The organism is Streptomyces sp. NPDC058051 (genome assembly GCF_042885475.1).
GTDB lineage: Bacteria > Actinomycetota > Actinomycetes > Streptomycetales > Streptomycetaceae > Streptomyces.
This window is the reverse complement of sequence record NZ_JBHVRW010000001.1, coordinates 614,430-639,258: the sequence shown is the minus strand read 5'-3', so window position 1 is coordinate 639,258 and position 24,829 is coordinate 614,430. Positions and strand designations below refer to the sequence as shown.

Sequence of the window (24,829 nt, the reverse complement as noted above, 5' to 3'; positions counted from 1 at the left end):
ATAGCAGGCCAGTACGATGTGGCGACGCGCCGCCACATCGAGGAGATGCAGCGCACAGCGAAGTCGATCGCGCAGGCACTGGAGCCGATCGCCGCGGTCATCGATCGTCCGCCCCGACAGCCGCTCAGCGCGTTCATCGAGGGGCGTGAGCTGGACGTGCGGACAGCAGACTTCGACGCGGCGGCCGCACGACGTCTGGACGAAGCGACTGAGGCGTTCCTCAAGGTCGCTACGGCTTGAGGAGGCGCATGGCGCAAGGAACCGGGAGGAGTTGCCACCACGGCGGGCCGGTCAGCCCGCCGCGGGAGTCCCGGGCCCGTAGGCGTGCAGGAAGGTATCGACCGCGGCGTCGGCCAGCTCGCGCAGCTCCGCGGAACCGAGCCTGCGGGTTCCGAGCCGCGAGCGGACCTCCAGCGGGCCGGTGATCAGGGCGAGGAGCTGCTCGGCCGCGAGTGCGGGGTCACAGGGCCGCAGCCGCCCCGAGACCGTGAGCCGGGCGAGCCGGTCCGCGAGAGCCTCGCTGATCCGCAGCGAGGTGCAGCCCTGGACGATCTCGATGAGGTCCGGGAACCTGGCGACCTGCGCGTAGGTCAGCCAGCGCAGCGAGCGGGAGCGCTTGTCGCAACAGGAGCGGGCGAGGCGCAGGGAGACCTCGGAGAGCGCCGCGCGCAGATCGTCGCCGGGTGAGCGCAGCCGGTCGAGCACCTCGATGTTCTTCTGCATCACGGCCTCCGCCTCCGCCGTGAGGCTGGCCCGGAAGAGCGTTTCCTTGTCCGTGAAGTGGTTGTAGACCGTCGGCTTGGCGACGCCCGCCTGCTCCGCGATCTCCTGCACCAGAGCCTGCGCGTAGCCGTGTTCGGCGAAGACATCGAACGCCGCACCGAGGATCGCGTTCCGCTTGTCGATGCGCCCCCGCGGGCGCGTCTTCGCTGCTGGTGCCGCCGCTGATGTCATGCCCCCAGGGTAACCGCCCACCTCGCCGAGTGAACCCGCGGATACAGATTTCCTGAACCGTCCGTTTCGTTCCTCATGAGGTTGCTAGATTGAACCTGCCGGTTCAATTCGAAGGCGCTGACGTCAGTGGACACCAGGAGATGACCATGACCAACCCTCTGGAAGACAAGCTTGATTCGGCCTTACGCCGGACGATCGGTGTGATCCTCGTCGGCGGGATCATGGGCATCCTCGACAGCTCCATGGCCGCCGTCGCGGTGGACACCCTGTCCACCAGGTTCGATGCCTCGATCACCGCGACAGGCTGGGTCTCCACCGGCTACCTGCTGGCACTGACCGTGACGATCCCCGTCACGGCCTGGGCCGTCGACAAGGTCGGCGGCAAGAAGCTGTGGTTGTCCGGCCTGGTGCTGTTCATGGTCGGCTCCGTCGCCTCCGGTCTCGCCTGGAACATCGGCAGCCTCATCGCCTTCCGCGTCTTCCAGGGCTTCGGCGCCGGGCTCCTTGATCCCCTGATGCTCACGCTGCTCGCACGCGCCGCGGGCCCGGCCCGGATCGGCAGGGTGATGGGGGTGATGGGCATCGTCAGCTCGACCGGGCCGGTGCTCGGCCCGATCGTCGGCGGTGTCATCCTGCAGGGCCTCGACTGGCGCTGGATGTTCTTCGTGAACGTACCGATCGTGATCGCTGCCTTCCTCCTCGCCCGCCGTAGCCTGCCCGCCGACTCCCCCGACGAGCAGGCGTCTGTCGGCAAGCTCGACGTGGTCGGCGTCGCGCTCATGGGCCCGGGCGTCGCCGTCGGTGTGCTCGCACTGTCGGAAGTCGCGCTCCGCGGCACGTTCACCACCTGGCAGGTGCTGCTTCCGTTGGCTGCCGCCGTCGTCCTGCTGGCCGGTTACGCGGTGCACGCCCTTCGGGGACGCAAGACGCCACCGCTGATCGACCTGCGGCTGTTCACGCGCGGCAGCTTCACCGCGAGCGTCGTCGCCGCGGCCATTCTGGGCATCGCCACGTTCGCGAGCATCTTCGTGATCCCGCTCTACTACCAGCAGGTGCGCGGCACCGGCGTGTTCGAGGCCGGACTCCGGCTCGCCCCGTTCGGCGTCGGATCCGCGCTGGTCATGCCGCTGGCGGGCCGGCTGTCCGACCGCTGGGGCTCACGCAATCTCGCGATGACGGGTGCCGTGATCGCGCTCCTCAGCTCGCTGGCGTTCTCCCGGTTCGACGCCGACACCGGCCAGTTCTGGCCGCTGCTCGCCGCGTTCACGCTCGGCATCGGCACGGGTTCGGCCGGAGCGCCCGTCATCGGTTCCGTGTACCGGACGCTGCCGCCGGCGCTCGTCCCGCAGGGCAGTTCGGTGCTCTACATGCTCAATCAGCTCGGTGCCTCCCTGGGCATCGCCCTCGTGGCCCTGCTCATGCAGAACGCGGGCGCCGACCGTCCCGTCGCCGGGTTCCAGCACGCCTACGTGGCCGTCATCGCGGCACTTGTCGTCATGATCGTCGCGACCTTCTTCATCCCGGGGAAGCCCACTCCCCCGCCCGCGCCGCCCGCCGGGCCGGACGACGCCGAGGTCCCCCCGGCAGCCGCCCAGGTCGGTGGCGAACAGTCCGCCAGGTGAGCGATGGCGTGCCGGCCCGCGTCCACGGCATCGACGCCGGTCGGCACGTCATGACAGGACAGCCCGAATGGAAGGTGATGCCCCTTGTCCGAGCGGTGGATCGACATCCTCCTCGCCCCGGAACGCGACCGGCTGTCCGTCACGGAGGTCTGCCGACGCAACGGAATCTCCCGCAAGACCTTCTACGTCCACCGCGACCGGTTCCTCGCCCTGCGTCCGGGCGGACTCGCCCCTCGTTCGCGCAAGCCATTGAACTCCCCGCTGCAAACGGCACGTTCGACGGGGAAACTCATCGTGCGCATCCGTGACGCGCGCCGCGTGGGGCGCCCGCCGCATCCGCAACGAACTGGTGCGGCAGGGCGTCTCGCCCGTGCCGGCCGTGTCGACGGTGCACGCGATCCTGCGCCGACACGTCCTGCTGACGGCCGTGGATGACACGGGCGCCGCGCGGAAGTGTGCGCGGGCCTGATCCCGCCGCGGCAGTGCAGGCAGCGCGATCTGCACTTCCAGGCGGGCGAGTTGCTGGCCGACGCAATGATGAGCGCCGTAGCCGAAGGCTAGATGCGCCACCGGTTTGCGCCGGACGTCGATCCGGTCGGGATCGTCGGGCACCAGATCGGAGCCGTGGTTGGCGGAGAGCGTCGACAGGACGCCCCGCTCCCCCTCCTTCACGGTCTGCCCATCGAGGTCCTGATCCAGATCGGTGTCCGAGGGTTCACACTGGGCGGGAGGAGAGGGCCGCCGCCGGGTCGGTCCCCGCTGCGGCGAGCAGCCTGCGGGCCGTGCGTACGCGGCCGGCGGAGTTCCAGCCGACGACGCCGACGAGCCCCCCGGCCACCTCGGCGTGGGCGACGATCCGGCGACTGTCGAGCGCCCCTTCGACGATCCGGACCGAGGACCGCGCGGAGACGGACGCGAAGACCTGGATGCGCACCTGATACTGGTCGGATCAGAAGTAAGGGACCGGCCGGCAGCGGACGGTGTCGCCGCCGAGGATGTCCGCTGCTCCGCAGCCCGTCGCCGTCGTGTACGGGCGCGGTCCCGGGGAACCCGATGATGTCGGCGTGCTCGGCGGCCGGGCGCAGCACGCGGCGGCCCCGTCCGGCGATCATCGGCGGCGGTCCCTGTGGCTGGTCCGGCGGCGGGGTGGGCCCGGCGCGGCCGGGTCCACAGTGAACGAACGCATGAGGTAAGAAGGCATCCGTGACCGAACCGCCGCAGACCGCCACCCAGCACGCGTTCATCGCCCTCGCACCGCCCGACGATGCGAAGAACGAGCTGGCGCAGGCACTGAGCCCAGCCTACGCCGCCTATCCCTACCTGCGCTGGAACCGCATCGAGGACTGGCACATCACCCTGGCCTTCCTGGGCGAGCTGCCGGTGCAGGCCGTCCACCGGCTTCGTTCACCCCTCGCCGACCTGGCGGCTGCCCGCCCCTCTCTCGAACTGGCACTCCTCGGTGGCGGACACTTCGACGAGCGAGTCCTGTGGAGCGGCGTCGAGGGCGATCTCGACCAACTGCACGAGCTGGCCCAAGCCGTACGGGCGCGGATCAGGGACTGCGGCGTCGCCTTCGCCGAACGTCCGCTGCGCCCCCACCTCACGCTGGCCCGCGCTCGCCGCTACGACAACGCGTCCGTAACGGCGGCAGCCGCCTGCCTCGACGGCTTCACCGGACGCCCTTGGCAGACCGAACGCCTCCACCTGGTCGGCAGCACGGTGAGAGACCACCCAGGCCCGCGTAGCTATCAGGACATCGACGCATGGTCCCTCGTCACTGGGCAAAGGCATCCCGACCCGAAACCGCCACAGACTGCTGTGCATGAGCACCAGGACGGCTCGGGCCCCACGATGATGCCCGCTCAGCCCCACGCGCCCTGACCCCGCTCAGACGGTTACCCCGCCGGTCAGGAGGCGGGTCGGCACATGCTCCTCTGGTTACAGATGCACGCCCCGGGCAACCAGCCGCGCACGACGGCCGCCGTCGACCTGCTCCGGCGAGATCCGTTGTGCAGTTGCCCCGGAGAACATGCGCCATTTCAAACCCCGGGCCTCGCACACCGACGCCGGCGATGCCACTGCTCCTCAGGGGCTCACGTTCGGCGTCGGCCGGCGTGCGACACCAAGGTCGGACACCTGACCGCCGAGGTGAGCCGTCTCCACTCCCCTGTCACCGATGGTGCCGGCGCTGTCATCCGCAGTGTCCACCAGCGCGGGTACGAGGTTGCCCTGCCGCGTGGAGGAGTGCGGGGCGATGCGTCGTACTCCAGTTGGAGGTCCGCCGGTTCACCTGCCGGAACGCGGGGTGTGCTTGGTCAGGTCGCCGACTGTACTGTCAAGTTTCTGCAGGGTGTCGGCGAGGGAGGTCAGGGCCGACTCGATGTCGGCTGTTGCGGCTGTGTAGTTGTCCATGCAGGCTGCGTGGTCCAGCCGTGCCCACACGGCAGCTTCGGCTACCAGAGCGTCGCGCTGGGGACTGGCGACCGGGTGCTGGGATGCCTGAGAAAGCAGATTGCGGGCCTTCTGGCCAGGGGCGCTGTCATTCATGGGCAGTATCTTTTCAGCGCCCCCGCAGTTGCCGGCGCCCCGCGCCACAGACGGTCGCCCCCGAATCTCTGATCGACGGCATCGAGGTCGTGGGCGGCGGAGCGCAGGAGGTCCACGTGGTCGCCTGTGACGCGGAGTCCGCTGTCTCCGGGGGCGGCGGCAGTGGCGGTCATTGGGGAGGCGCTCGCCGATGGCCTGCACATCCAGCGCCTCGCGGCGGACGCGGAATGTCTGGCCAGAATTGGTCACGGGGCTCAGTCGGACTGCTTGTAGCGGGCATGCCCGATGTGCCACAGGTAGGAGGCCGCGACCGCTTCCAGTGCGCGAGCGTGATCCGCGAGTGGGCTCGTGCTGTTGGTGGTGAGTTCGGTGATTCGATGGCGTGCGGTGGATGCCTGGTCCTCACACATGCGGGAGGCCAGGCGGAACGCCTCTTCGAGGTCGCACTCGTGGTGTCGCATCAGCAGTGTCGGCAGGCTCAGAGGTGCCGGGCCGCCGCGCGCTGTCTCCTTCGCGTACGAGGCGAGGTCGTTGATCCATCCGGCGAGGTCGGCAACGGCCTTCTCCAGTTCCCGCACGGCTGCCGAGGCTCGCTGCTCCTCGGTGAGTTCGTACGTGAGCGCGGCTTCCGCGGTCGTCATGACGGTCCGGACGAAGACGGTGTGTGGGCGCATCGCGCAATAGTCGCTCAGGGTGACCTGGTCGGGTCTGTCGAGGTGATGGGCCTCCCAAAGGATGCCGAAGAGATTGTCCCGCAGGTGCGCGGTGAGCCTCAGGTACTGCGTGGGTGTGGCCTGCTCCCGGAACCGGTGAAGGAGGTCCCGTAGTGCGGCGGTGTAGGCGTCGGTCTCGCCCGCCGGTTCGTCGTGGCCGGCGAGGAGGTGGACATATTGGCCGATGCGGCGGACGAGGCGGGTGGTGTCACGGGCTCCTTCGGCCTCGCCGTGTGTGTCGTCGAACGCGGTGAGCCACAGGAAGAGATCGGCGCAGAGGAAGACGCCGTCCTGGTCAGCCGTCGGGAGGACGCGAGCCACCCCTTGGGCCGTGATGTTGCAGAGGGTCTTCAGCTCGCTCGGTGAGCGGACCAGGGGGAAGGTGTGGAGCCAGTCGGTGGTGTGCTGCTCGATGGCTTCGAGATGCGGGCTGGTTGCGAAGGGACCGGGAAAGGAACCTTGGAGGTCCGGCATCGGGAGGGAGGCGCTGGGCGCGGATGCCGAAGTTCGGGGGGAGTCGTTCATACCGTGCTCTCCGTGACCGCGTGCTTTCTGGGCTCGGCAATCATGTCGAGGGAGGAGGGATGCACGGTGATCTCCGGCACCGGCCGGACGGTCGTGCCGGGTACCGGCCGCAACCGCCAGCGTGACGCGATGAGTGCCGTGATGACGACGGCTTCCATCAGGGAGAACTGGTCGCCGATGCACATCCGCTTGCCGACCCCGAACGGAATGAAAGCCCCCCTGGGTGGCTGGGGGCGCTCGGGCAGCCAGCGATCGGGGTCGAAACGCAGCGGGTCGGGGTACAGGTCCGGATCTCTGTGCATCGCGTACGGACTCCACATCACGTCTGTCCCCGCAGGCAGGTCGAACTCCCCGAGCTGCACGGGTGAGGTGGTCCGTCGGGTCAGGATCCAGGCGGGGTTGTGCAGGCGCAGGGTCTCGTCGATGAGCCTGCGGGTGAACGTGAGTTGGGGTATGTGTTCGGCGGTGAGCTCGTCTCCGGCGAGCACGGTGTCGACTTCTTCGTGGAGCCTGCGCTCCAGCTCCGGGTTGCGGGCGATCTCGTGGAACAGCCATGCGAGGGTGACCGCGGTGGTCTCGGAGCCGGCGGCGAGCAGGGCGGTGATCTCCGCCGTGATCTCTTCGTCGCTCAGGTTTCCGCCTGCCCCGTCCTGGACGGTCATGAGGAGCGAGACGAGGTCGTCGTAGGCGTCCGGGTTCCCCCGGTGGTCGGCGATGATGTCCGCGATGGTCCGGTGCAGGACGGTGTTGGCGGCGCGGGCTCTGCGGTTGCCGCGGGTGGGCAGTCGCTCCAGTGCGGAGATGGGCACCATGGCGTGCATGAGAGCGGCCTTGAAGACCGTGTCGACGCTGTCGAGGATCGTCTGTGCCTGTCCGCGCTCCGGGTTCGAGGAGAAGAGCGCCGCCATGACGACCCCCTGGGCCATGAGCTGCATCTCGTTGGACACATGGAGGATTTCCTGATCGCGCCAGGCCGAGACGGAGGGTTCCGCTGTGGCCCGCATGGTCTCGATGTAATCCTTGACGTGTTCACGGTGCAGGGCCGGTTGCATCAGGCGGCGCCGCTGCAGGTGCGGTTTGCCTTCCGCGACCGGCAGGGGATCTCCGCCGAAAATCTTGAGTTTGTCGAAGAGCAGACCCTTGTTGAAGTGGTCGGACTTGCGGGTGAGCATCTCCTGGAGCAGCTCGAACGAGTTGATCACAGTGATCTTCTTCTTCGGGCCGATGACGAGTTGCACGATGGGCCCGTAGGTGCGAAGGCGTTGGACGTAGGCCAGGCGGTCCCTGAGGAGAGGCGCGGTGTGCCCGATGAGTGGTATCCGGCCGGGGGCGATCGGTGCAGTACGCAGGTCGGCAGTCATGTGCCCGTCTCTTTCACTCGCTTGTGGTTGGTGCGGTCCTTGGGCGTGATGGCGCTCCGCTCAGTTGCAACGGGTGCGCAGCATCTCCCGTGCGGCAAGCACCTCCGCCTCGATCACTGCGGTGGGCGCATACAGAGTCTTGTCGTGCCACAGGGCGGGGTGTCGGTGGCTGGGGTCCGAGGCGGCGCGCAGGTAGCTCTCGGCGAGGTCCAGGGCCCGGGTGTGCTGCGGTGTGGGGGTGGCGGCGTTCAGCAGGATTTTGACCGCGTATGCGGTCTCTTCGACGGTGCTGTCCCATACACCCCAGGAGCCGTCGGCGCGCTGAGTGTCAGCGGTCCACGCGGCAGCCGCCTGGACGGCCTTGGACGCGTCATGGCCGCCGTGCCGAGTAAGCCCGGTGACGCACCGCTCGGTGGCGTAGTAGGGGGAGGCATGCCATTTGTCGGTCCAGCGCCCATCGGGTTGCTGCCGGCCGATCAGCCAGTCGCTCAGCTTCGCCGCTCGGGGGCCGTATGTGGCCTCGGCCGTCGGGAAGCGCCGCAGGTAGCTCATGAGGGCCTGGAGGGCGTGGGCGTTCGCGGTGACCGATCCGGTGTCCTCGCCGATGTAGCAGTCGTAGTGGCTGCCGTTGTGGAACAGGTCCAGCGGTGCCGGGTCGTACGGCAGACCGACGAGCGAGGCAACCAGCACCGACATGGCGGTGTCATCGGCATCGGTCATGAGGCCGGGCGCGCCGCGCACACCTTCAGGATCGTAGATCTCCTCGGCCCACCCGCGGATGGCGGGAAGAGCGCCGGCGGGCAGGTGGGCGCGGGCGAGCGCGGCGGCGACCCAGAGCCGTTCGACCACGCGCAGGGGCGCGGCCTCGGGGAAGAGACCGTCGTAGCGCTGCGCCACTGCGGTGAGGTCGGCGACGGCCTGAGCGGTAGCGGCGGGTGACCGCGCTGCCCGTGCTGCGGTGGCGGCCGGCGAGCTGCCCAGCAGGCCTTCGATGTCGGGGACGAGGGTCGGCGGTATGTAGCTGTCCATGCCTTCGAACGTGTGGTGGAACTTGACGGGCAGGTTGTCCGCCGACTCGTACCGCTTGGCCACGGCAGCGGGTGCCGACCCGTGGAAACCGTCCGGAACCGGCAGCCGGAGGCCACCGAGACCTGGCATGCCCTCGTCGGCGGCGAGGGAGTCCAGCTTCTCGTTGATCTCGGCCACCAGGCTGGGTATGAGTATTTCCGCTGCGGCCGTGTCCGGCCACGCGCTCACCGGTGGCAGTGACCGCAGTACGTCGAGTCCCTTGTGCGCAGCGGTCGTGAGCCGGCCGGTGACCTCTGCGGATGTGGCGCCCCTTCGCAGGACCGCCAGTGCGGCCTCCACCGCGCTGAGTGTCGGCAGGAGCCGGTAGGGCAGCGGTCCCTCCCCCCAACTGCCGTCGGGTGCCTGCTGTTCCAGCAGGTACGTGATCCGCCGCGGTTCCCCGGGCAGCCATGGCGCTGCCGACAGGACGCGGGCCGTCTCGTACAGGGAGGGACCGACGCTTCCCCATCTGTCCTGGTCGATCTCGGCCACCAGGCTGGTGGCTCGTTCGGCGTAGGACGTGTCGATGGTCGTGCTGATGCTCATGGGGTGACTTCCTCCTCGGGGTGGTGATGACGGTGTCTGGCGATGCCTCATGTCTGCCTGGTTGTTGCGTCCAGGGCGAGCCGGCGCAGGGAGGCTGTGGCACTTCCCGGGAAGGGGGCGTTGTCCAGGGCGGCGAGGGCGGCCGCCCGTCGCGTGCTGATCATTTCCTCCACGGTCTGCCGGGCGCCGGTGGAGTTCAGGATCGTGCGGATCGCGGCGGCGTGTTCCTCGTCGAGGTCGCTTCGGCCGACGAGCTCGCGCAGCGTTCTCAGTTCGGTCGTGGAGGCGCGCTGGACCGCGAGCGCCATCAGGACGGTGGCCTTGCCCTCGCGCAGGTCATCCAGTATCGGTTTGCCCGTTTTGGCGGGATCACCGAAGACCCCGAGCAGGTCGTCCCGCAGCTGAAACGCTTCTCCAAGCGGTATGCCGAAGGCGGTGCAGGCATCGAGTACGGGCGGGGTGGCTCCGGCCACTGCCGCCCCTATATGCAGTGGCCGTTCTATGGTGTATTTAGCCGTTTTGTATCGAATGACGTGCAGGGCCGAATCCAGGTCGCCGGCAAGGCGGCCGGTGGACTGCAGGTCCAGGAGCTGGCCGTACATGACCTCGCTCCGCATTTCGGCCACCAGGGGCAGCACCTGTGCCAGCCGCTCCGGGCTGAGCTCCGCCGTGCGCAGGAGTTCGTCGGACCACACCAGGGCCAGGTCCCCGAGAAGGACGGCCGCGCCCAGACCGTGCGCCTGGGCCCTGCTTCCCGGGCCGCCGCTCTCGGTGTACGCGGTGGCCAGTGCGCGGTGGGCGGCCGGCCGGCCGCGGCGGATGTCGCTGTCATCCATCACGTCGTCGTGTACCAGGGCGAACACCTGGAAGAGTTCGAGGCTGGCAGCAGCGCGAACGGCAGCAGTCATGTCGCCTGTCGCTCCGGCGGCTTGCCATCCGTACAGACACAGCAGGGACCGCAGTCGTTTTCCGCCGGTCAGGAACCCGCGCAGGGCGGTGGTCAGGTAGAGGAGCTCGGCTCCTGGTGCAGCTCGTTCCTTGGTGTCCAGGAATCCGGTCAGAGCCGCACCCACCTCCTGTCGCAGGGAAGAGAGGTCGGGCAGCCCGGTGGGAAGAGTTTGCGTCACTGGCGGTTGATCCTCTTTCGTTCGAGAACCGTCGTTGCGGTTCCGTTCTTGCAGAGGACGGGGCCACGGACCCGCGTCTCGTTCCTGGGGCTGTCGCGGTGGTGCCGGCCGGCTCCCGGGCGGCACCACCGCGACACGACGTCCGACGGCAGGTGATACGGCTTCTACGCCTTGTCGCTGCCTGACGTCGGGGCCGGTGGTGTGTCCCGCTCACGGCGGGAGGGGCTCCGGCTCCAGGGAGTGGCCCCGTCGGCGTCGGGGGTCAGCGGGGTGAACCGGGCCGGGAGCGCGGTGAGTGTACGGTGCACAGCCCCGGGGCGGTACGTCAGCTGGTCGGCGGGAACGTTCAGTTCGATGTCCGGCAGGTAGGTCAGCAGCCTCTCGATGGCGGCGGTGGCGATCAACGTGGCGACGTCACGGGCGGGACACGCATGGGGCCCTGCAGCAAAGGCCAGGTGCGCCTTGTTCCCCGAGCGGTAGCCGTCCGCCGGTATGCCCGAGTGCGGGCAGGTGTTGGCGGCGGCGTAGGACACCATGACGGGCGAGCCCGCTGGAATGCGGGTGCCGTGGAAGGTCACGTCCTTCTTGGGGAAGTGGACGCTGTAGTTGGCCAGCGGCGCGTCGTGCCACAGCGCGTCATCGATGGCGTGCTGGATGGGCAGGCTCCCGGTGGTCAGGGTGCCGAAGTACCGGTCGTCACTGAGCATGCGGACGAGCGTGTTGGCGATCAGATTGCCCAGCGGCTCGTTCCCGGCACCGAGGGTGATGAGGATCTGATGGACGGCCTCCTCCTGGCTCAGCCCGTTGGGATGATCGATGAACCAGGAGGTCAGGTCGTGGCCGCGCTGCGCCGCCTTGGCCCGGTAGAGCGTTTCGAGGTAGGCGCCGAACGACTGCCCGCCCGCTGCCTGCGTCTCCGGATCGCCGTCCATCATCGCCTCCAGCGCCCACACGAGCCGCGGCCCCTCCTCGTCCGGCATACCGAACAGGGCGTTGAAGACCATCAGGGGCAGCTGCTGCGCGTACTGGCGGACGAGGTCGGCGGTCCCGGTATCAGCGAATTCCTGGAGCAGCGTGTCGGCGTAGCGGAACGTCAGGACACGCACATCGTTGGGGTCCAGGAGACTGAAGCTGTCCGTGATCACACGTCGCAGGTGTGCGTGTGCCTCGCCGTCGGCGAAGAACAGGCTCGGCCGCCACTCCACCAGGGGCCGGATCGGGCTGTCCTCCGGCACCTGCGGCAACCAGCTCCGGGTGTCCTTGGTCCACGTATCGGCGTCCTGGAGGAGATCGAGGGCGGCCCGGTAGTCGGTGACCAGGTGGACCACGAGACCGGGCGCCACCTCGGCTACGCCGACCGGCCCCTGCAACCGCAGCCGTTCATAGCTGCGCTGCGGGTTCGCGGCGTGCTCGGTCCCATGCAGGGACACAGGTGCTTCGGATGGTGTGAGTGTCACGAGGCTTCGACTCCGGCAACGGCTATGGAATGGGCAGTCAGCTGGACGAGGGCGTTGAGGCCGCCCTTCTTCTCTCGTGCGTCACAGGTGACCAGTGGGGTCTCCGGGGCAAGGTCGAGCTTCGAACGGATGAGCTCCAGGTCGTACTTGGGTGAGTCGGGGAAAACATTGACAGCGACGGCGTACGGCAAACCGCGCTCCTCGATGAGTTCCATCACCTCCCAGGAATCTTTGAGCCGCCGGGTGTCGACCAGGATGAGAGCACCGAGTGCTCCGTACGCGATGCCTTCCCACAGAGGCAGGAAGCGGCGCTGCCCGGGAGTTCCGTACAGGTACAGAACGATCTTGTCGCCCGGCAGGGTCAGCCGGCCGAAGTCGATGGCGACCGTAGTGGTGGTCTTGTCGCGCAGGACATCGTGGCTGAGGTCGTCAGTGGCGACCGCGGCGTTCGTCATGACCTCGTCGGTGTGCAGTGTCGGAATCTGCGACAGCGACCTGACCACCGTCGTCTTGCCGATACCGAGCGGGCCTGCGACGAGGATCTTGATCCTTCGGTGTTCCCCCTCAGGCAGGTAGACGGGAGGCGAGCTAGGCGGCAAGGAGAGCGTGGAGTCCACTCAGAACCTCTTCCAAGACTTGCTTCGACGGTCGGCCATCGTGTGACGCGCGCAGAGCGTCCGGAATGGGAACCGTGGCTTTTAACTGACCGTCAGTGACGAGTTGTTCGGCGAGCACCAGAGTCACGCTGACCGGGAGGCCGAGATAGCCGGCCAGTTCGACGACACTGAGAGAGCCGTCGGTGAGCAGCTCGACCACACGCCGGTGCACCGTCGTGTGGTAACTGGCGAGGGGCAGACCACTGGCACGCAGGGCCGCCAGCGAATCGAGGGTGCCCGAGAGGCCGGTGGTGGGACTGGTCCCGGTGGCCAGGTAGGCCGGAAGCAGACGTCGCTGTTCCTGGCCGCGGCTCATGACGCCCCGTCGCTGGTGCGGGCCGGAACGGACATGATCTGTTCCCCGAGTTTCATCGCCTGGCGGGCCATGGTGGCCGCGACCACCCCCATGGGCATGTCCTGATCGCCCGCTGCCGCGATCAGGGTGTTGGTTCCTTCGCCGACCGGCATGACCATGTAGATACCCTCATCGTTGTGTGAGGTGACGGTCTTGAGCGGAGTGCTTGGAGCTACTCCCAGAACACAGTTGGTGGCGGCACGGGAGGAGGAGTGCAAAGCGGCAGTCATCGCACCTATACCGTCTGCCTCGTCCTTGGTGAGGTTCTCGGATATGGCCTGGACCATCCCGTCGAGAGTCATGGTCAGGGCGTGCCGGACACCAGGAATTTCGGTGATGGGCTTCAGAACCCAGGCGGACGGGCCGGTCGCTTCGTGGGCTTCAGACAGGGTCACAGTGTTTACTCCGAATCGCTGACGGTCCGGCCGCTGGTGAGGCCACTTTGAAAATCTCCCCAGATGGCGCCGGCCTTCTCCGGGTCCAAGGGGCGAGGCGCCACGGCGGCGCCGTCATTGGTGGCTGTCGCCGAGAAACGACGGCGGCGCTGCGGCAGCTCCGCTGTGCCGCTCGGCGCGGGCGCGGGCGCGGGCGAGTCGGCAGCCGCGGGCCGCTTGTGGGCCTGGGGCGCCAGGGCGGGTTGGGGCGCCAGGACCGACGGAGGTGTGGCGTCTCCGTCCATCGAAGTCAGCAAGTTCTCGGGCACCGACACCACAGCACGCACCCCGCCATAGGGAGAGGAATTCTCAATGGAGACCCGGAGGCCGTAGTCGGCGACGAGGCGGCCGATGGCGGCGAAGCCCATAGACGGCGGATCGCCGAGCTCAAGGAGCATCACTTCACGCTGTTCACCAGAAATCAGACCTCGGCCGCGAGCGAGCGCCTCTGAAGTCATCCCCTTGCCGGCATCGTCGATCGTGATGCACACACTGCCGTTGCCGGTCTGGACCAAGCTGACGTCCACCATGAAGTCGTCACGCGAATGCTCCAGCGCGTTGGCCATCAGCTCGGCGCAGACCACAGCCACCGGCTCGGCTGCGCCCCCGACCACGCCGACGTCGGCAAGACCGGGCCGAGAAACGATGTTGATGCGTTCGAAGCCGCTCAGCCGGGATGACGCGCCACTGACGACCTCACCCACGTAGGTGTCCTTGCGGACGTGTCCCGGCCAGCCTCCGCACACAATGGCGGATCTCTGTGTGATGCGCAGGTTCTGCTCATTGAGGTGGTCGGAGTCAAGCAGGCTCTGCGTCAGACGGGGCGGCGCACTGAACTCGTGCTGAAGACCCACAATATTCGTCTGCAACCGGTAGGAAAGTGCCTGGGACTCCTGAGTCGCGCCGCGCAGGGCGGCCCGGGCAGCGGCGTCGATGCGGCGCCGTTCCTTGAGGGCGATGCCAGAAACGACTTCGAGCAGGTCATCAAGGAGCTGCGCGGCCTCGGACCCGGCGAGGTTCTTGTGCAGCAGTCCGGGGACGGGGTGATGAGAGCTGATCAGGTGCAACGCGAGCGCGGGGAGCCGCCGGGAGGCCAGGTGACGCAATTCGCCCAGAAGCTCCGCCTCGCGCGTGGTGACTTCTTGCGTGCGGGACTCTGCGGTCCGCCTGTTCTGCGCCTCGGATCGAGCGCTGACCTCGGCAGCCTGTGCACGGTAACCAGCGGCTTGCGCCTCCGCGGACAAGTCCTTGGCCCGTCGTATGTGGATGCGGCGCGAGCGCGCCAGGAGCAGCGCCCAGACTGCTAGAAGAAGGGACAAGACGCCGAGGGCAAGGGCGATTTTTGAGGCTGAGGTCACGGAGAGTGGTCCTAGGGGATCGGGGTCGAGCCTTCGAAGAACAGCGCAGCGGTTCGCTCCCCCGCAGGGGGCGAGTGCGGTCTCCGGAGGACTGGCGGACAGTAACGTGTGGCAGCTCGTGAACAGTGCGTGGACTGTTCACGCAGCGCAAAGAAGTGACACCGCAGACAGATGGCCACGTGGCCCGGACGGGCCTGGCGAATCGGCCGAGCCGGCTGAGTCTCCAACGGTGTGACCCCCCAGAGGGAACATCGGCCGTCCGGGCAGCTCACGCGCGACTCCTGGCCTTGGAAGCACTGATGTCCCATGAGGACGCCGAGCGCAGGCTACATCTACTGTTTCCCGCCATCGCACGCAGTCGACACGCGGCCTTGCCACTTCCTAACGCGTGATCAGCTTACTGGAGTTGATCTGTGCACGCAGCGTTCGTGCGCCCGTGCAATCACGAACAAGATGATCTTTACATCTCGGACTCGCCGCTCACAACAGCATGGGCAATGGAACTCTCCGGCAGCTCACCGGCGCACCATGACGCCGACCAGTGGCCCGACCCCATCCCCCTGCCCCAGGATTTACCCGTGACCGTGAAGGTTCCTCTGAAAGCGACCGCCCTCAACGCCGAGCGCATCGCCCGAATCGGACGCGAAGTCCATTCAGTCTGCTTCGAGTTCGACGCCGATGGCTTCGTGACGTCGGTGATGGCCGACCTTCCCCGGCCAGCGAGGGCCTGCACGCCCACCTTCCGGTCACCGGCCCCGACGCGCTCGACGTCCTGCTGCGCTCCCTCCCGCCGACGCCCGAGGCGGCCGGGGTGACCAACGACTTCGGCCTGCACCCCTACTCGCCCCACTCCGACTACGTCTCGCGCCACATCCGTACCGCCGAGCACCTGGACCAGGCACTCGCCACGCTTGCCGTCATGACGGGGTATTTCTCTGCCGAGCTTCCGGTGCGGCACTTTCTCGCCACATTCCCCGACGAGACGACGAAGGCCGTCGACGCGTGGGCCCGGGACGAGGACTTCCGGGTACGCCGGCTCGCGAGCGAGGCCACCCGGCCCCTGCTGCCCTGGGCCCCGCGCATCGCGTTCCCCTTCGACGCAGGCCTGCCCGTCCTCGAACAGCTCCACGACGACGCGCACCCCTACGTCCCTACCTCCGTGACCGCCTGGGCGACATCGCCGCCAGCGAGCCCGACGTTGTTCTGGACACCCTTCAGAGAAGGCCGCAGGCATCGCCCGCTGCGGCCGGTCCGTGTTGTCCGAAACCCCCTGAAGGAGTGATCCGCCCTGATCGAACGAGTTTGAGCCGCGACCGCCCAGAGCTCGCACGCCCCACCCCCGGCATGAGAACTCGCGTTCACCACATGCCCTCCGATCGGGCCGTGACGGGACCAGATCCACCGCGTTTTTAGAGCATCAGTGCCACATCGACGCCCAGACGGAGGACACGCCACCATGCACCCGACCCCCGCCCCCTTGCAGCAGCCTCCCGGGATCGAACGGCTGCCCGGCGTGATCACGCACACCGTTGACGACAATCGCACCTCAGCACGTCCGGATAAGGGGTGGGCGGCATGAGTGAGCCCACCGATGCATCAGCCAAGGTTCCGGGACCACGCACCACCTTCGCAGCGTCCCCCACCGCGCCGTCCGCCGGAGCGCCCGCACCCGCTCCCGAGCCGCAGATGCGATACGTCGACCTGACCGGCAGCCGCGAGGCAGCCGGCCGCTCGATCCGGATGCGCGACATGGCCCGACGCCTGCCGCAACTGGTGCGTCGCTCACTGGGCCTCGCCTGGCGCGTCGACCGCCGAGCAACCGTCGGCCTCCTGCTGTGCCAGACCATCACCGGCGTGATGCAGGCCCTGGGCCTGATCGCCATCGCCGGCACCCTGACCGCTCTCCTGCGCGACGGAGACGTGTACCACCGTCTCCTTCAGGCATGGCCTTCCGTCGCCCTGCTCGCCGGGGCGGCCGGCGTGCGTGCGCTCCTCGGAATCACCGTCAACTGGTTGTCCTCCCGGCTGGGCCCGCTGATGTCGCGCGAGGCCGAGCAGATGCTGCTGACCGGCTGCGCCGAGGTCGAGCTGTGCGCCTACGACGACCCCGACTTCAACCGGGACCGGGAGGCCGCCGACCGCGGCGCCCAGGTCACGGGCGACCTGATCAACGAGGGTCAGGACCTGATCGCGTCGGGCGCCGGTTTCCTCGCCGGGGCGATCGTGCTGACCGGCGTGCACTGGGTCCTTCTCCCACTCCTTGTCGCAGCCAGCCTGCCGCAGGCCCTGGCCCAGGTCAGCGCCGCGCGCGTGCGGTACCTGGCGAATCTGCGCAGCAATGGCGACAACCGAATGTTGTCGGTGCTGCGTTGGCACATCTTCACCCGCGAGGCAGCCGACCAGATCCGTGCCGGCACCATGGCCGGTTTCCTGTCCGGCCGGTACCGGCAGACCGTCGCCCGGATCAACCGCGAGGACCGGGCAGCGGCCGACAAGGGCGCCCGGATGTCCCTGATCGGCGCGGTGTGCGGAGGGCTGGGGTCGGCGGTCGTGTGGGGGGCGGTCGTGTGGCTGCTCGCAACCGGTCGGATCACCGTCGGGCATGCCGGCACGGCCGTCTTCGCCCTGCAGACGGTCGGCGTGTCGGTCCGCGGCCTGGTGGCCGTCGGCGCGCGCGCCGTACGCACGGGGCTGTACATGGACGACTGGACCGGCTTCCTGGACAAGGCAGGCGGCTTCCGTATGCGCCGGGGCCCACGCCGCCCCGAGCCGCCGAAGACGATCGAAGTCAAGACGGTCACCCACCGGTACGCCGGCAAGGACCGCGATGCGCTGTCCGACGTCTCCCTCACCCTGCGCCGTGGCGAGGTCACCGCGCTGGTGGGCTTCAACGGCTCCGGCAAGTCGACGCTGTCGAAGCTGGTCAGCGGTCTTTACCTGCCCACGGACGGACAGGTGCTGTGGGACGGCGTGCCCACCGGCGACGCCGACCCGCAGGCGCTGTGGCAGCAGGTCGCCCTCGTGCCGCAGGACTACGCGCACTGGCCGCTGACCGTGCGCGAGAACGTGACCCAGGGACAGCCCACGGCACGCGGCGACGCGGCGGTCCGCGAGGCATGCAAGGCGGCCGACGCCGACGAAGTCGTCGACAAGCTCGGCGCCGGCCTGGACACCCTCCTGGCCCGCGAGTGGCTCAACGGGGAGGAACTCAGCGGCGGCCAGTGGCAGCGCATCGCCCTGGCGAGAGCATTCTTCCGCCAGGCCGGTCTGCTGGTCCTCGACGAGCCGACAGCGAACCTGGATCCCCGCGCCGAGTACCGCATCTTCCAGCGGCTGAGGAGCCTCGCCCGGGACCGGGCGGTGCTGCTGGTGACCCACCGCATCACGAACGTCGCCATCGCCGACCGCATCGTGGTCCTCGACGAAGGCAGGATCGTCCAGGAGGGCACCTACACCCAGCTCTCCCAACAGCCAGGACTGTTTCAGCAGTTGCTGTCCTACCAGATCACGTCCGAGCCGGGCAGCGAGAAGCTGTAGGTTCCGCATTCTGATGGACACTGGCCATGTGAGATGGACAGCGATTGGGCATTTTCGCCGTTCGGTGGGCACTAGCTGCGGTGAGTAACTAACTACGGTCGCCCATATGGTCGTCCAGAGTCCAGTGCGATTCGGTAAGAAGAGTGCGCCGCCCACGGCATCGATCCGGTACGACGACACGTCGGTGCGCGAGGTCCCTTTCAGGGATCTGCGGTTGGCAGACTTCACCTGGTCGGTGCCGTGGCGGAGTTTTCGCTCCGTACACGGCCAGACGCACCACTCAGGGCGATACGTATCGGCGACGATGGCTGGGCCCGTCGTCTACGAGAGCCGGCTGGAGTTGGCCCGGCTGCTCCTGGCCGACATGGATCCTGCGGTACGTGGGATCTACGCTCAGCCGTGTCATCTGACGGCCCGGGTCGGAGATCGCCTTCGTCGCCATGTTCCGGATCTTCTGCTGGCCATGGCGTCGGGGACGGTGCGGGTGGTCAACGTCAAGCCGGCGGATCGGCTCGCCGATCCGAAGATCGTGGAGGCTCTGGCCTGGCCGGGGGAATTGATCGAGCGGCATGGCTGGGAGTACGAGATCTGGTCCGGGGCGGATCGTGTGCTCTTGGAGAACGTGCGTTTCCTGGCGGCATACCGCCGCCCCGGGGTGGTCCCCGAGGCCGAGATCGAGCGGGCTTGGCAGACGGTCCGTGACGGGGACCAACTCGCGGATGCTGAGCGCCGTCTGGCCGCCGGGCACCCCGACTACGAGGCACGACCACCACTGCTCGCTCTGGTGTGGTCAGGACGGCTGACCACCGATCTGTCCCGTCCGCTCAGCGGCGACTGGGTCCTGCGGAGGTCCGCGTGAACACTTGGACCACACCGCTTCGGACAGGCCTGCCGCTGACCTATGACGGCGAGCAGTTCACTATCGCGGAGATCGAAGGCCGCCGTATTCTCCTTCAGCGGATCTCGGCGGACGGCCGTCCCACGTGGCGGCAGATTGATCTGTCGGTGCTGATGGCCCATCCGTCCACCGAGTTCCTCGTGGAAACTCCTCCTGCACAGCCGGCGGCCGCAGCGATGCTGGGCGAGCTCAGCACCGCGGAGGACGACGCGCTCACCACCCGGTTACGGGGACAAGACCAAACCTGCGGCCCTGGTGGACGCCTATCCGGGGCTCGGCAAGAGCACGGCGGTGCGGGACTACGGCCGCAAGTTGTTCCGCAAGCAGGTCGCCCTGCGCGGAGAGACGACACCGAGCGGAGACCGCAGGATCCCGGTCATCTACATCGCGCTGAGCGGGAACACGCAGATCCGCGGTCTGAACGCGGCGATTTGCCGCTTCTACGGGCTGCCGACGTCCGGGAACGCCGACACCCTGGCCGAGCGGGCCGTGGACGCTGTGCTGTCCTTGAAGACAGCCGCGATCATCATCGACGACATCCACTTCCTCGCCGGGGCAAACTCCAACTCGGTCCGCATGGCGAACCAATTGAAGTACCTGGCGAACGTCTTCCCGGTCACCCTGATCTACGTCGGCGTCGGTGTCCAGCAGCGCGGCGTCCTGCGCGAGGGCTTCTCCGGCAAGCAGACCGAGCTCGCCCAGTTCGGACGCCGCACCACCCCGCTGACGCTGCCGCCGTTCCAGATCGAGGACGACGAGGGCCGCCGGCACTGGCAGACCCTGCTCAAGACGATCGAGCAGAAACTCGTCTTGGCGGAGAAGTACCCCGGGATGCTCGCCCGGGACCTTTCGGACTACCTCTACGCCCGCTCCACCGGGCACTTCGTCTCCCTCATGACGCTGATCAACCGCGGCTGCCTGCGCGCGATCCGCTCCGGCCGCGAACGCCTCGACCAGGAGCTGATGGACCAGGTGAAGAACGACGCCGCCGCAGAGGAAGCCCGCAAGGAACTCGAAGCCGCGGTCGAAGCTGGCCTGCTCACCACTCGCCCGACGTCCCTGGCTGAGCGCCGCAGGAAGTCGGCATGACGCGGTGGACCGACGAGCGGATCCCGCTGTGGGTTCCGCCTGTCGAGGGCGAAGCCCTCGACAGGCGGATCGAGGCATACGCCCGCCGGCTGGCCGTCAGCGGTGGAGAGTTCACCCGGTTTCTCGGGCTGCCCGGGGCGGACCCGAGGTTCATGGTCCGCAGGCTGACCGACGCAGAATGCGACACACTCGCCCGACGCACCGGGCTCACGCCCGAAGCGTTGGCCGCGATGACGCTCGACCGGTTCGACGGTGTCACCGTGGCCATCGACCCGGACAAACGCACCATGGGCAGACCTCCGGCCTGGCGGCACTACGGCTCACGCAGCCGGTTCTGTCCCGCCTGCCTGGCCGACAACCACGGGCGGTGGCCGCTGGCCTGGCGGCTGCCGTGGTCGTTCGCCTGTGTCCGCCATGAGCTGCTGCTTTGTGACTACTGCCCGGCCTGCGGGCATCATCCGCCGGTCAGCACCCGGGGACGGGGCAGACCGTCGTCTTCCGGCGTCTGCCTGCACGCGACCGAAACCGGACGTGCCATCCGCTGCGGATACCCGCTTACCGAGTCTCCCGCCCCGGCTCTGCGGCCTGACGGGGCGGTCCTGGCCGCTCAACTCGCCGTCAGCCGCGAAGTCCTGGACGCATCGGTGGCAGAGGAAGCTCGCACCCGCGGACAGGAACTCTACGTCCTCGCCCGAAGGGCGCTGCGCGGCATCCGCGAACTTCCCTCCGCTCCATCAGTGGTCACCTCGATCCTGGACGACTGCGGCGGCGCTCTGTCCGCCCTGGCCGTCCTGGCCGTCCGCGACGAGGCCAGCGACGCCCACAACACCGCCGTCGGCACCGCAGTGGCCGTGATCGCAACCGGCCCTGGTCATCCAGCCTGCGACGAGGTCTTCGCCTGGCTGATGTCCACCGACCGCCCACGGATCCCCCGAAGCAACTACGCCACCAGCAAGATTTCCGAGTGGCTGCCCGCCGGGCCCCGCGTGGTCAACCGCATGCTCTCGGCCGCTGACTCCGAGCTCACCTTCATCGCCCGCCTGCGCTACGGCACCGCCACCCCCGCCCCGTGCTGGCCCGACCGCAGTGACGAAGACGTACGCCACCGGGCATCAAAGCTGCCCGCCATGATCTGGCCGTCCTGGGCCTTCCGCCTCCTGCCCGTCAATACCGACGCCCCCGTCGCCGGGTTCCGGCGGGCATGCTCCTCTCTGATGCTGCTGCCCGGCACGGACTGGGACTACCTGCAAACGGCATCGCTCTTGAGCAATACCAGTCCCAAGAGCAACCGCCGGGCACTGGACGCGGCCGTGGCGCTCGCGGGGGCCGAAACCCTGGTTATGGTCCTGCCTGCGTTGGCCAAGGCTCTGGATAGTCATCCCGTCCCGATCGACTATGACCGCCGTCGCAGACTCTTCAGCCCCGACAGCGTCGCCTTCGATCACAACGCCTACCAGGCGCTCTGCCAGCGCCACGGCTGGCGGTCCCATGCCCCTATCCGGATCCAACGCCTGCGCTGGCAGCTGGCACGCCTGCTATTGGGGGCCGAGCCCGGCGCCGCCTCGCGCACTCCCATCGGGCACCTGACTTTCCACTACCGGCTCCATCCCGACCTCCATGAACTCCTGCATGAGCAGGCAGCCGCGAATCTGGAATCCCACGGCATCAACGAGCCTGTGTCCTGGGAGCCCCCACCAACTTGGGTCACGGATCTCAGCCTTCCGCCCGGCCCCGAGACGATCAACCGCAACCAGCTCGCGCAGCATGCCGCGAACGGACCAGAGCCTGCCGAGCTCGCCCGCCTGCTCGACCTGAACGACGCCCATCTCCTCCTTGCCGTCGAGACCCTGGGCACCACCGCACCGCAGCCCGTCCAGCAGCGGCCACCCATCCCAGGTCGACGCCTCCCGCGTCGGGGAGTCCTGGCCCCACGGAGCCTCAAACGGCTCTATCAGGAACAGCAGTTACTCCAGCAGCAGATCGCCGAGCTGGCAGGTTGCAGCGCCAGCACCGTCGGGCACGCACTCGACGAAGCAGGCGTCCCGACCCGCGGACGCCGCCCAGCCGGCTACCTCAAGAAGATCATCTCTCGCGCCTGGCTGGAGAAGGAGTACCACCACAAGGGGCGCTCTTCACCAGACATCGCGCGCGAACTCGGCGTTCGCAAAGGCGACGTGATGCGACTCGTGAGCAAATGGGGCATCCCTCGGCATCCCACCGGACACTTCACCAACCCCTTTGCATCGTTCGACACCGAGCTGTCCCCCGCGATGCACGCCGTCAGCCGGACGAAGAACTGCATCCAGCGCCTGCAGCACCTCACGGTGGCCTCCAGACACCGCACGCTTCAGAACGCCGCTGCCGAACCAGGAGTGACCTGGGGAACTCTCAACTACCAACTGAAGCGGATCGAGGAGACCGTGGGCTTCACCATCATCGCCACCGGACGGTCCCGGCCTCTCACCATCACGGAAGACGGACATCGCTCTTTTGACGAAGCCGTTCGCCTCCTCTCCCTGCTCGATGACCGCGCACCCTGACCGCTGCACAAGGCCAGAAGCAGGAGGATGCTCAATCCCGGATGACGCGATCAGTGCGCGCTGCCCTCGGACTGCGAAGGTCTGGACTGGCTCTCCCCATCTGATGCGGACAGCGGGTCAGTCCATCGCAGGCGATGAGGACACGCGAGGCACTGCGGAATTAGGGTCGAAGCCTGCGAACACCAGTCCAATGACGAAACCCGCCACCTCCTCCAGCTGGCGGACGCGATCCAGCGCCCCAAGAATCGCCGGCGTCCCGCCGACGTCACGCACCAACTCGCCGACGACACGCAGTGCCGCAGAATCGTCGCCGCACATCGCCACAGTCACGCTTGAGGGGCCACCGGCGGGAGAGTTCGTCCACTGACCAGCGGGAAAGAGGTGGAATGCCTTGACGACATGAGCTCCTGGAGCAAGTCCTGCGATCCGCCTCGCCATCGACTCGCCGTGCTCAGTGAGCAGAACGCCGACACCATGCGCGACAGCGTTCGTGGGATCGATCAACGGCACCCCCTCAAGCAAACCGTCGGACGCGCCCGCCAGTCCCAGCATGTCCTCGACGCCGTCCCAGGACACGGCGAGCAGCACCGCGTCGCGCCCGATGGCCGCCTCGCGCGGCGCGACGGCGAGGACTCCGTGGCCCAGCCGCTCAGCGAGCTTCTCCGCCTTGACCTGCGACCGCCCGCCGATCACCACCTCGTGCCCTGCGCGTGACCAGCCCTCGCCCAGGGCCGCCGCCAGTGTCCCTGTTCCCAGGATCCCGATGCGCATCGTTGCTTCCTCTCAAGTGGCAGTCAGTTGGGCAGTCACATTAAGGAAGGCGTCACGCACCGATCGGTGCGTGACGACCGGGCGATGATGGGCGACGAGATGACTGATCACGAAGGCCCCTGCTACGAGTTGGTCGCTGACTGCCGTCTGCGCGCGGCCACCGATCTCTTCGCCCACACCTGGGATCCCGTTGTGCTGGCGGCTCTTCGCACGGGCTCGCGCCGACGGCGCGAGCTGCGCGCCGTGATCGGCGGCATCAGCGACAAGGTCCTGACCGACACCTTGCATCGGTTGGTCTCCAACGGCCTGGTCGACCGCCATGCACATGCCGAAGCGCCACCTCGCGTCGAGTACAGCCTGACAAGTTTGGGGCAGAGCCTCGTCGAGGGGCCCATGATGGCGCTCGGACGCTGGGCAATCGAGCACAGTGACGAGCTTCTCGAAGCCCAGGAGAACGCGGCACGGAGAACACCGGACCCGGCGGTGGCCCCATCACAAACGCAACGAGCCTGATGAATGCCCTCTGGCAGATCTTACTGGCGTTCCCGCAGGTCAAACCAGCACGAGGCACTGCTCGACCTACTCGACAACGAGCACGTCCTGGAAACCCAGTTGCCCGATCCAAACGCCGCTGACAATGTCCCAGCCATGCCTGCGTTCTCCGCGCACGACGGGACCAAGCTCGCCTACCACGTGTTCGGGGACGGCCCTCCGGTGGTCTGCCTGCCCGGAGGACCGACGGATTCCGCATACCTCAGCGACCTCGGCGACGCCGACCGGTTCGTGGCGACCACCACAGCGTTCCTGGGACACGCCACCGCCCCGTCGTCATAGCCCCAGGCGTTGAAGTTCCCTGGGCGAAACCAGGTGACACAACGGAAAGTAACCGCCCTCGCCGACCACCAGGGACCGGATTGCTCACCATGAACCGACACGGTCAGTGTCAACAACACCCGGATTCCGGCGTTTCCGCGGGATCCAGTGCCAACGATCAAGGGGAACCTACAGAAGCGCGACACCCCCGCATGAGCGGCCCCGACGCCACCTCATCATGTCCTGCCGAAGCGGCCGTGGACCTCCCCGCCCCTCCCACGCCTTCCCGAGGTGATCACGTGCCGCTCACGCGTTCCCACATATGCGCGACCGCCGAGTGAGGTGACACTATCGGGTGGCGTCCGTGGTGTTGAAGCATGCCATGTGAGGAGGTCGCGTCTCTTTGGGCAGTCAGCTGCGCCTGAATCGCATCCCGGGTGCCATCAGCAACCAGGGCT

The 24,829-nt window shown here is 68.0% G+C and carries 23 protein-coding genes and 3 pseudogenes; 12 read left to right on the top strand and 14 right to left on the bottom strand.

What is annotated here, in order from left to right:
- The first annotated feature begins 45 nt into the window (after positions 1-45).
- Positions 46-240, top strand: coding sequence for a hypothetical protein (locus ACFVUT_RS02695; protein WP_389643090.1), 195 nt, complete (start codon positions 46-48; stop codon positions 238-240).
- A 51-nt stretch (positions 241-291) separates the two neighbouring features.
- Here the strand turns inward: ACFVUT_RS02695 and ACFVUT_RS02690 are convergent, their stop codons facing one another.
- On the bottom strand, positions 292-954 hold the full coding sequence (locus tag ACFVUT_RS02690; protein ID WP_389643087.1) for a TetR/AcrR family transcriptional regulator: 663 nt from the start codon (positions 952-954) through the stop codon (positions 292-294).
- Positions 955-1,100: 146 nt separating this feature from the next.
- Between ACFVUT_RS02690 and ACFVUT_RS02685 the strand changes: the two genes are divergently transcribed.
- The 3 genes and pseudogenes from ACFVUT_RS02685 (at position 1,101) to ACFVUT_RS02675 (ending at position 3,045) form a co-directional block, all read left to right on the top strand.
- Positions 1,101-2,576: a DHA2 family efflux MFS transporter permease subunit gene (locus tag ACFVUT_RS02685; RefSeq protein WP_389643084.1), complete on the top strand. Its 1,476-nt coding sequence runs from the start codon at positions 1,101-1,103 to the stop codon at positions 2,574-2,576.
- A gap of 84 nt (positions 2,577-2,660) precedes the next feature.
- A pseudogene (locus ACFVUT_RS02680) lies at positions 2,661-2,831 on the top strand (helix-turn-helix domain-containing protein); the annotation flags it as partial.
- A gap of 49 nt (positions 2,832-2,880) precedes the next feature.
- Positions 2,881-3,045: a hypothetical protein gene (locus ACFVUT_RS02675; protein WP_389643646.1), complete on the top strand. Its 165-nt coding sequence runs from the start codon at positions 2,881-2,883 to the stop codon at positions 3,043-3,045.
- 26 nt (positions 3,046-3,071) lie between these two features.
- Here the strand turns inward: ACFVUT_RS02675 and ACFVUT_RS02670 are convergent.
- Together ACFVUT_RS02670 and ACFVUT_RS02665 are read right to left on the bottom strand one after the other, a co-directional pair.
- Positions 3,072-3,146, bottom strand: a pseudogene (locus ACFVUT_RS02670) (cytochrome P450); the annotation flags it as partial.
- A gap of 145 nt (positions 3,147-3,291) precedes the next feature.
- Positions 3,292-3,513, bottom strand: a pseudogene (locus ACFVUT_RS02665) (NAD(P)/FAD-dependent oxidoreductase); the annotation flags it as partial.
- A 266-nt stretch (positions 3,514-3,779) separates the two neighbouring features.
- Between ACFVUT_RS02665 and thpR the strand changes: the two are divergent.
- Positions 3,780-4,457 carry an RNA 2',3'-cyclic phosphodiesterase gene (gene thpR / locus ACFVUT_RS02660; RefSeq protein ID WP_389643081.1) on the top strand — a complete coding sequence of 226 codons (678 nt, stop codon included), beginning with the start codon at positions 3,780-3,782 and terminating at the stop codon, positions 4,455-4,457.
- A 405-nt stretch (positions 4,458-4,862) separates the two neighbouring features.
- Here the strand turns inward: thpR and ACFVUT_RS02655 are convergent, their stop codons facing one another.
- The 10 genes from ACFVUT_RS02655 to ACFVUT_RS02610 form a co-directional block, all read right to left on the bottom strand.
- A complete protein-coding gene (locus ACFVUT_RS02655; RefSeq protein ID WP_389643078.1) occupies positions 4,863-5,123 on the bottom strand; it encodes a hypothetical protein in 261 nt (86 codons plus the stop codon).
- 254 nt (positions 5,124-5,377) lie between these two features.
- Positions 5,378-6,361, bottom strand: coding sequence for a terpene synthase family protein (locus tag ACFVUT_RS02650; protein WP_389643075.1), 984 nt, complete (start codon positions 6,359-6,361; stop codon positions 5,378-5,380).
- A complete protein-coding gene (locus ACFVUT_RS02645) occupies positions 6,358-7,722 on the bottom strand; it encodes a cytochrome P450 (RefSeq protein ID WP_389643073.1) in 1,365 nt (454 codons plus the stop codon). Before ACFVUT_RS02645 ends, ACFVUT_RS02650 begins: the two co-directional genes overlap by 4 nt.
- A 60-nt stretch (positions 7,723-7,782) precedes the next feature.
- A complete protein-coding gene (locus tag ACFVUT_RS02640) occupies positions 7,783-9,336 on the bottom strand; it encodes a prenyltransferase/squalene oxidase repeat-containing protein (RefSeq protein WP_389643071.1) in 1,554 nt (517 codons plus the stop codon).
- A 47-nt stretch (positions 9,337-9,383) separates the two neighbouring features.
- On the bottom strand, positions 9,384-10,463 hold the full coding sequence (locus ACFVUT_RS02635; RefSeq protein WP_389643067.1) for a polyprenyl synthetase family protein: 1,080 nt from the start codon (positions 10,461-10,463) through the stop codon (positions 9,384-9,386).
- Positions 10,464-10,627: 164 nt separating this feature from the next.
- Positions 10,628-11,893: a cytochrome P450 gene (locus ACFVUT_RS02630; protein ID WP_389643064.1), complete on the bottom strand. Its 1,266-nt coding sequence runs from the start codon at positions 11,891-11,893 to the stop codon at positions 10,628-10,630.
- Positions 11,894-11,916: 23 nt separating this feature from the next.
- On the bottom strand, positions 11,917-12,537 hold the full coding sequence (locus tag ACFVUT_RS02625) for an ATP/GTP-binding protein (RefSeq protein ID WP_389643061.1): 621 nt from the start codon (positions 12,535-12,537) through the stop codon (positions 11,917-11,919).
- Complete coding sequence (locus tag ACFVUT_RS02620; protein WP_389643058.1) at positions 12,509-12,892, bottom strand: DUF742 domain-containing protein; 384 nt, start codon at positions 12,890-12,892, stop codon at positions 12,509-12,511. Before ACFVUT_RS02620 ends, ACFVUT_RS02625 begins: the two co-directional genes overlap by 29 nt.
- Entirely contained in the window at positions 12,889-13,326 is a 438-nt protein-coding gene (locus ACFVUT_RS02615) for a roadblock/LC7 domain-containing protein (RefSeq protein WP_389643055.1), read from the bottom strand. The genes ACFVUT_RS02620 and ACFVUT_RS02615 overlap by 4 nt, the downstream gene beginning before the upstream one ends.
- A 5-nt stretch (positions 13,327-13,331) precedes the next feature.
- The gene (locus ACFVUT_RS02610) at positions 13,332-14,723 is read right to left on the bottom strand and encodes an ATP-binding protein (protein ID WP_389643052.1); all 1,392 of its coding nucleotides are present in this window, start codon (positions 14,721-14,723) and stop codon (positions 13,332-13,334) included.
- An 811-nt stretch (positions 14,724-15,534) separates the two neighbouring features.
- Here ACFVUT_RS02610 and ACFVUT_RS02605 point away from each other — a divergent pair.
- The 5 genes from ACFVUT_RS02605 (at position 15,535) to ACFVUT_RS02585 (ending at position 22,787) form a co-directional block, all read left to right on the top strand.
- Positions 15,535-16,005 carry a hypothetical protein gene (locus ACFVUT_RS02605; RefSeq protein ID WP_389643049.1) on the top strand — a complete coding sequence of 157 codons (471 nt, stop codon included), beginning with the start codon at positions 15,535-15,537 and terminating at the stop codon, positions 16,003-16,005.
- Between the two features lie 404 nt (positions 16,006-16,409).
- Positions 16,410-18,260 (top strand): ABC transporter ATP-binding protein, encoded by a 1,851-nt coding sequence (locus ACFVUT_RS02600; protein WP_389643616.1) that lies wholly within the window; start codon positions 16,410-16,412, stop codon positions 18,258-18,260.
- Positions 18,261-18,444: 184 nt separating this feature from the next.
- The gene (locus tag ACFVUT_RS02595; RefSeq protein WP_389643613.1) at positions 18,445-19,119 is read left to right on the top strand and encodes a TnsA-like heteromeric transposase endonuclease subunit; all 675 of its coding nucleotides are present in this window, start codon (positions 18,445-18,447) and stop codon (positions 19,117-19,119) included.
- Positions 19,120-19,278: 159 nt separating this feature from the next.
- A complete protein-coding gene (locus ACFVUT_RS02590; protein WP_389643610.1) occupies positions 19,279-20,247 on the top strand; it encodes an AAA family ATPase in 969 nt (322 codons plus the stop codon).
- Positions 20,244-22,787 carry a TniQ family protein gene (locus ACFVUT_RS02585; protein ID WP_389643046.1) on the top strand — a complete coding sequence of 848 codons (2,544 nt, stop codon included), beginning with the start codon at positions 20,244-20,246 and terminating at the stop codon, positions 22,785-22,787. Before ACFVUT_RS02590 ends, ACFVUT_RS02585 begins: the two co-directional genes overlap by 4 nt.
- A 117-nt stretch (positions 22,788-22,904) precedes the next feature.
- Here ACFVUT_RS02585 and ACFVUT_RS02580 read toward each other — a convergent pair whose 3' ends face one another.
- Positions 22,905-23,558 carry an NADPH-dependent F420 reductase gene (locus ACFVUT_RS02580; RefSeq protein WP_389643043.1) on the bottom strand — a complete coding sequence of 218 codons (654 nt, stop codon included), beginning with the start codon at positions 23,556-23,558 and terminating at the stop codon, positions 22,905-22,907.
- 66 nt (positions 23,559-23,624) lie between these two features.
- Between ACFVUT_RS02580 and ACFVUT_RS02575 the strand changes: the two genes are divergently transcribed.
- Together ACFVUT_RS02575 and ACFVUT_RS02570 are read left to right on the top strand one after the other, a co-directional pair.
- Positions 23,625-24,071 carry a winged helix-turn-helix transcriptional regulator gene (locus ACFVUT_RS02575; protein WP_389643041.1) on the top strand — a complete coding sequence of 149 codons (447 nt, stop codon included), beginning with the start codon at positions 23,625-23,627 and terminating at the stop codon, positions 24,069-24,071.
- A 135-nt stretch (positions 24,072-24,206) separates the two neighbouring features.
- Entirely contained in the window at positions 24,207-24,392 is a 186-nt protein-coding gene (locus ACFVUT_RS02570) for an alpha/beta fold hydrolase (RefSeq protein WP_389643038.1), read from the top strand.
- Positions 24,393-24,829 lie beyond the last annotated feature (437 nt).

Bases quoted from the DNA above. Each gene is read 5' to 3' on its own strand.
- ACFVUT_RS02620 (WP_389643058.1), bottom strand. From the start codon at position 12,892: ATGAGCCGCGGCCAGGAACAGCGACGTCTGCTTCCGGCCTACCTGGCC.
- ACFVUT_RS02600 (WP_389643616.1), top strand. From the start codon at position 16,410: ATGCGATACGTCGACCTGACCGGCAGCCGCGAGGCAGCCGGCCGCTCG.
- ACFVUT_RS02585 (WP_389643046.1), top strand. From the start codon at position 20,244: ATGACGCGGTGGACCGACGAGCGGATCCCGCTGTGGGTTCCGCCTGTC.
- ACFVUT_RS02685 (WP_389643084.1), top strand. From the start codon at position 1,101: ATGACCAACCCTCTGGAAGACAAGCTTGATTCGGCCTTACGCCGGACG.
- ACFVUT_RS02650 (WP_389643075.1), bottom strand. From the start codon at position 6,361: ATGAACGACTCCCCCCGAACTTCGGCATCCGCGCCCAGCGCCTCCCTC.
- ACFVUT_RS02580 (WP_389643043.1), bottom strand. From the start codon at position 23,558: ATGCGCATCGGGATCCTGGGAACAGGGACACTGGCGGCGGCCCTGGGC.
- ACFVUT_RS02645 (WP_389643073.1), bottom strand. From the start codon at position 7,722: ATGACTGCCGACCTGCGTACTGCACCGATCGCCCCCGGCCGGATACCA.
- ACFVUT_RS02655 (WP_389643078.1), bottom strand. From the start codon at position 5,123: ATGAATGACAGCGCCCCTGGCCAGAAGGCCCGCAATCTGCTTTCTCAG.
- ACFVUT_RS02640 (WP_389643071.1), bottom strand. From the start codon at position 9,336: ATGAGCATCAGCACGACCATCGACACGTCCTACGCCGAACGAGCCACC.
- ACFVUT_RS02570 (WP_389643038.1), top strand. From the start codon at position 24,207: ATGCCTGCGTTCTCCGCGCACGACGGGACCAAGCTCGCCTACCACGTG.
- ACFVUT_RS02690 (WP_389643087.1), bottom strand. From the start codon at position 954: ATGACATCAGCGGCGGCACCAGCAGCGAAGACGCGCCCGCGGGGGCGC.
- ACFVUT_RS02695 (WP_389643090.1), top strand. From the start codon at position 46: ATGCAGCGCACAGCGAAGTCGATCGCGCAGGCACTGGAGCCGATCGCC.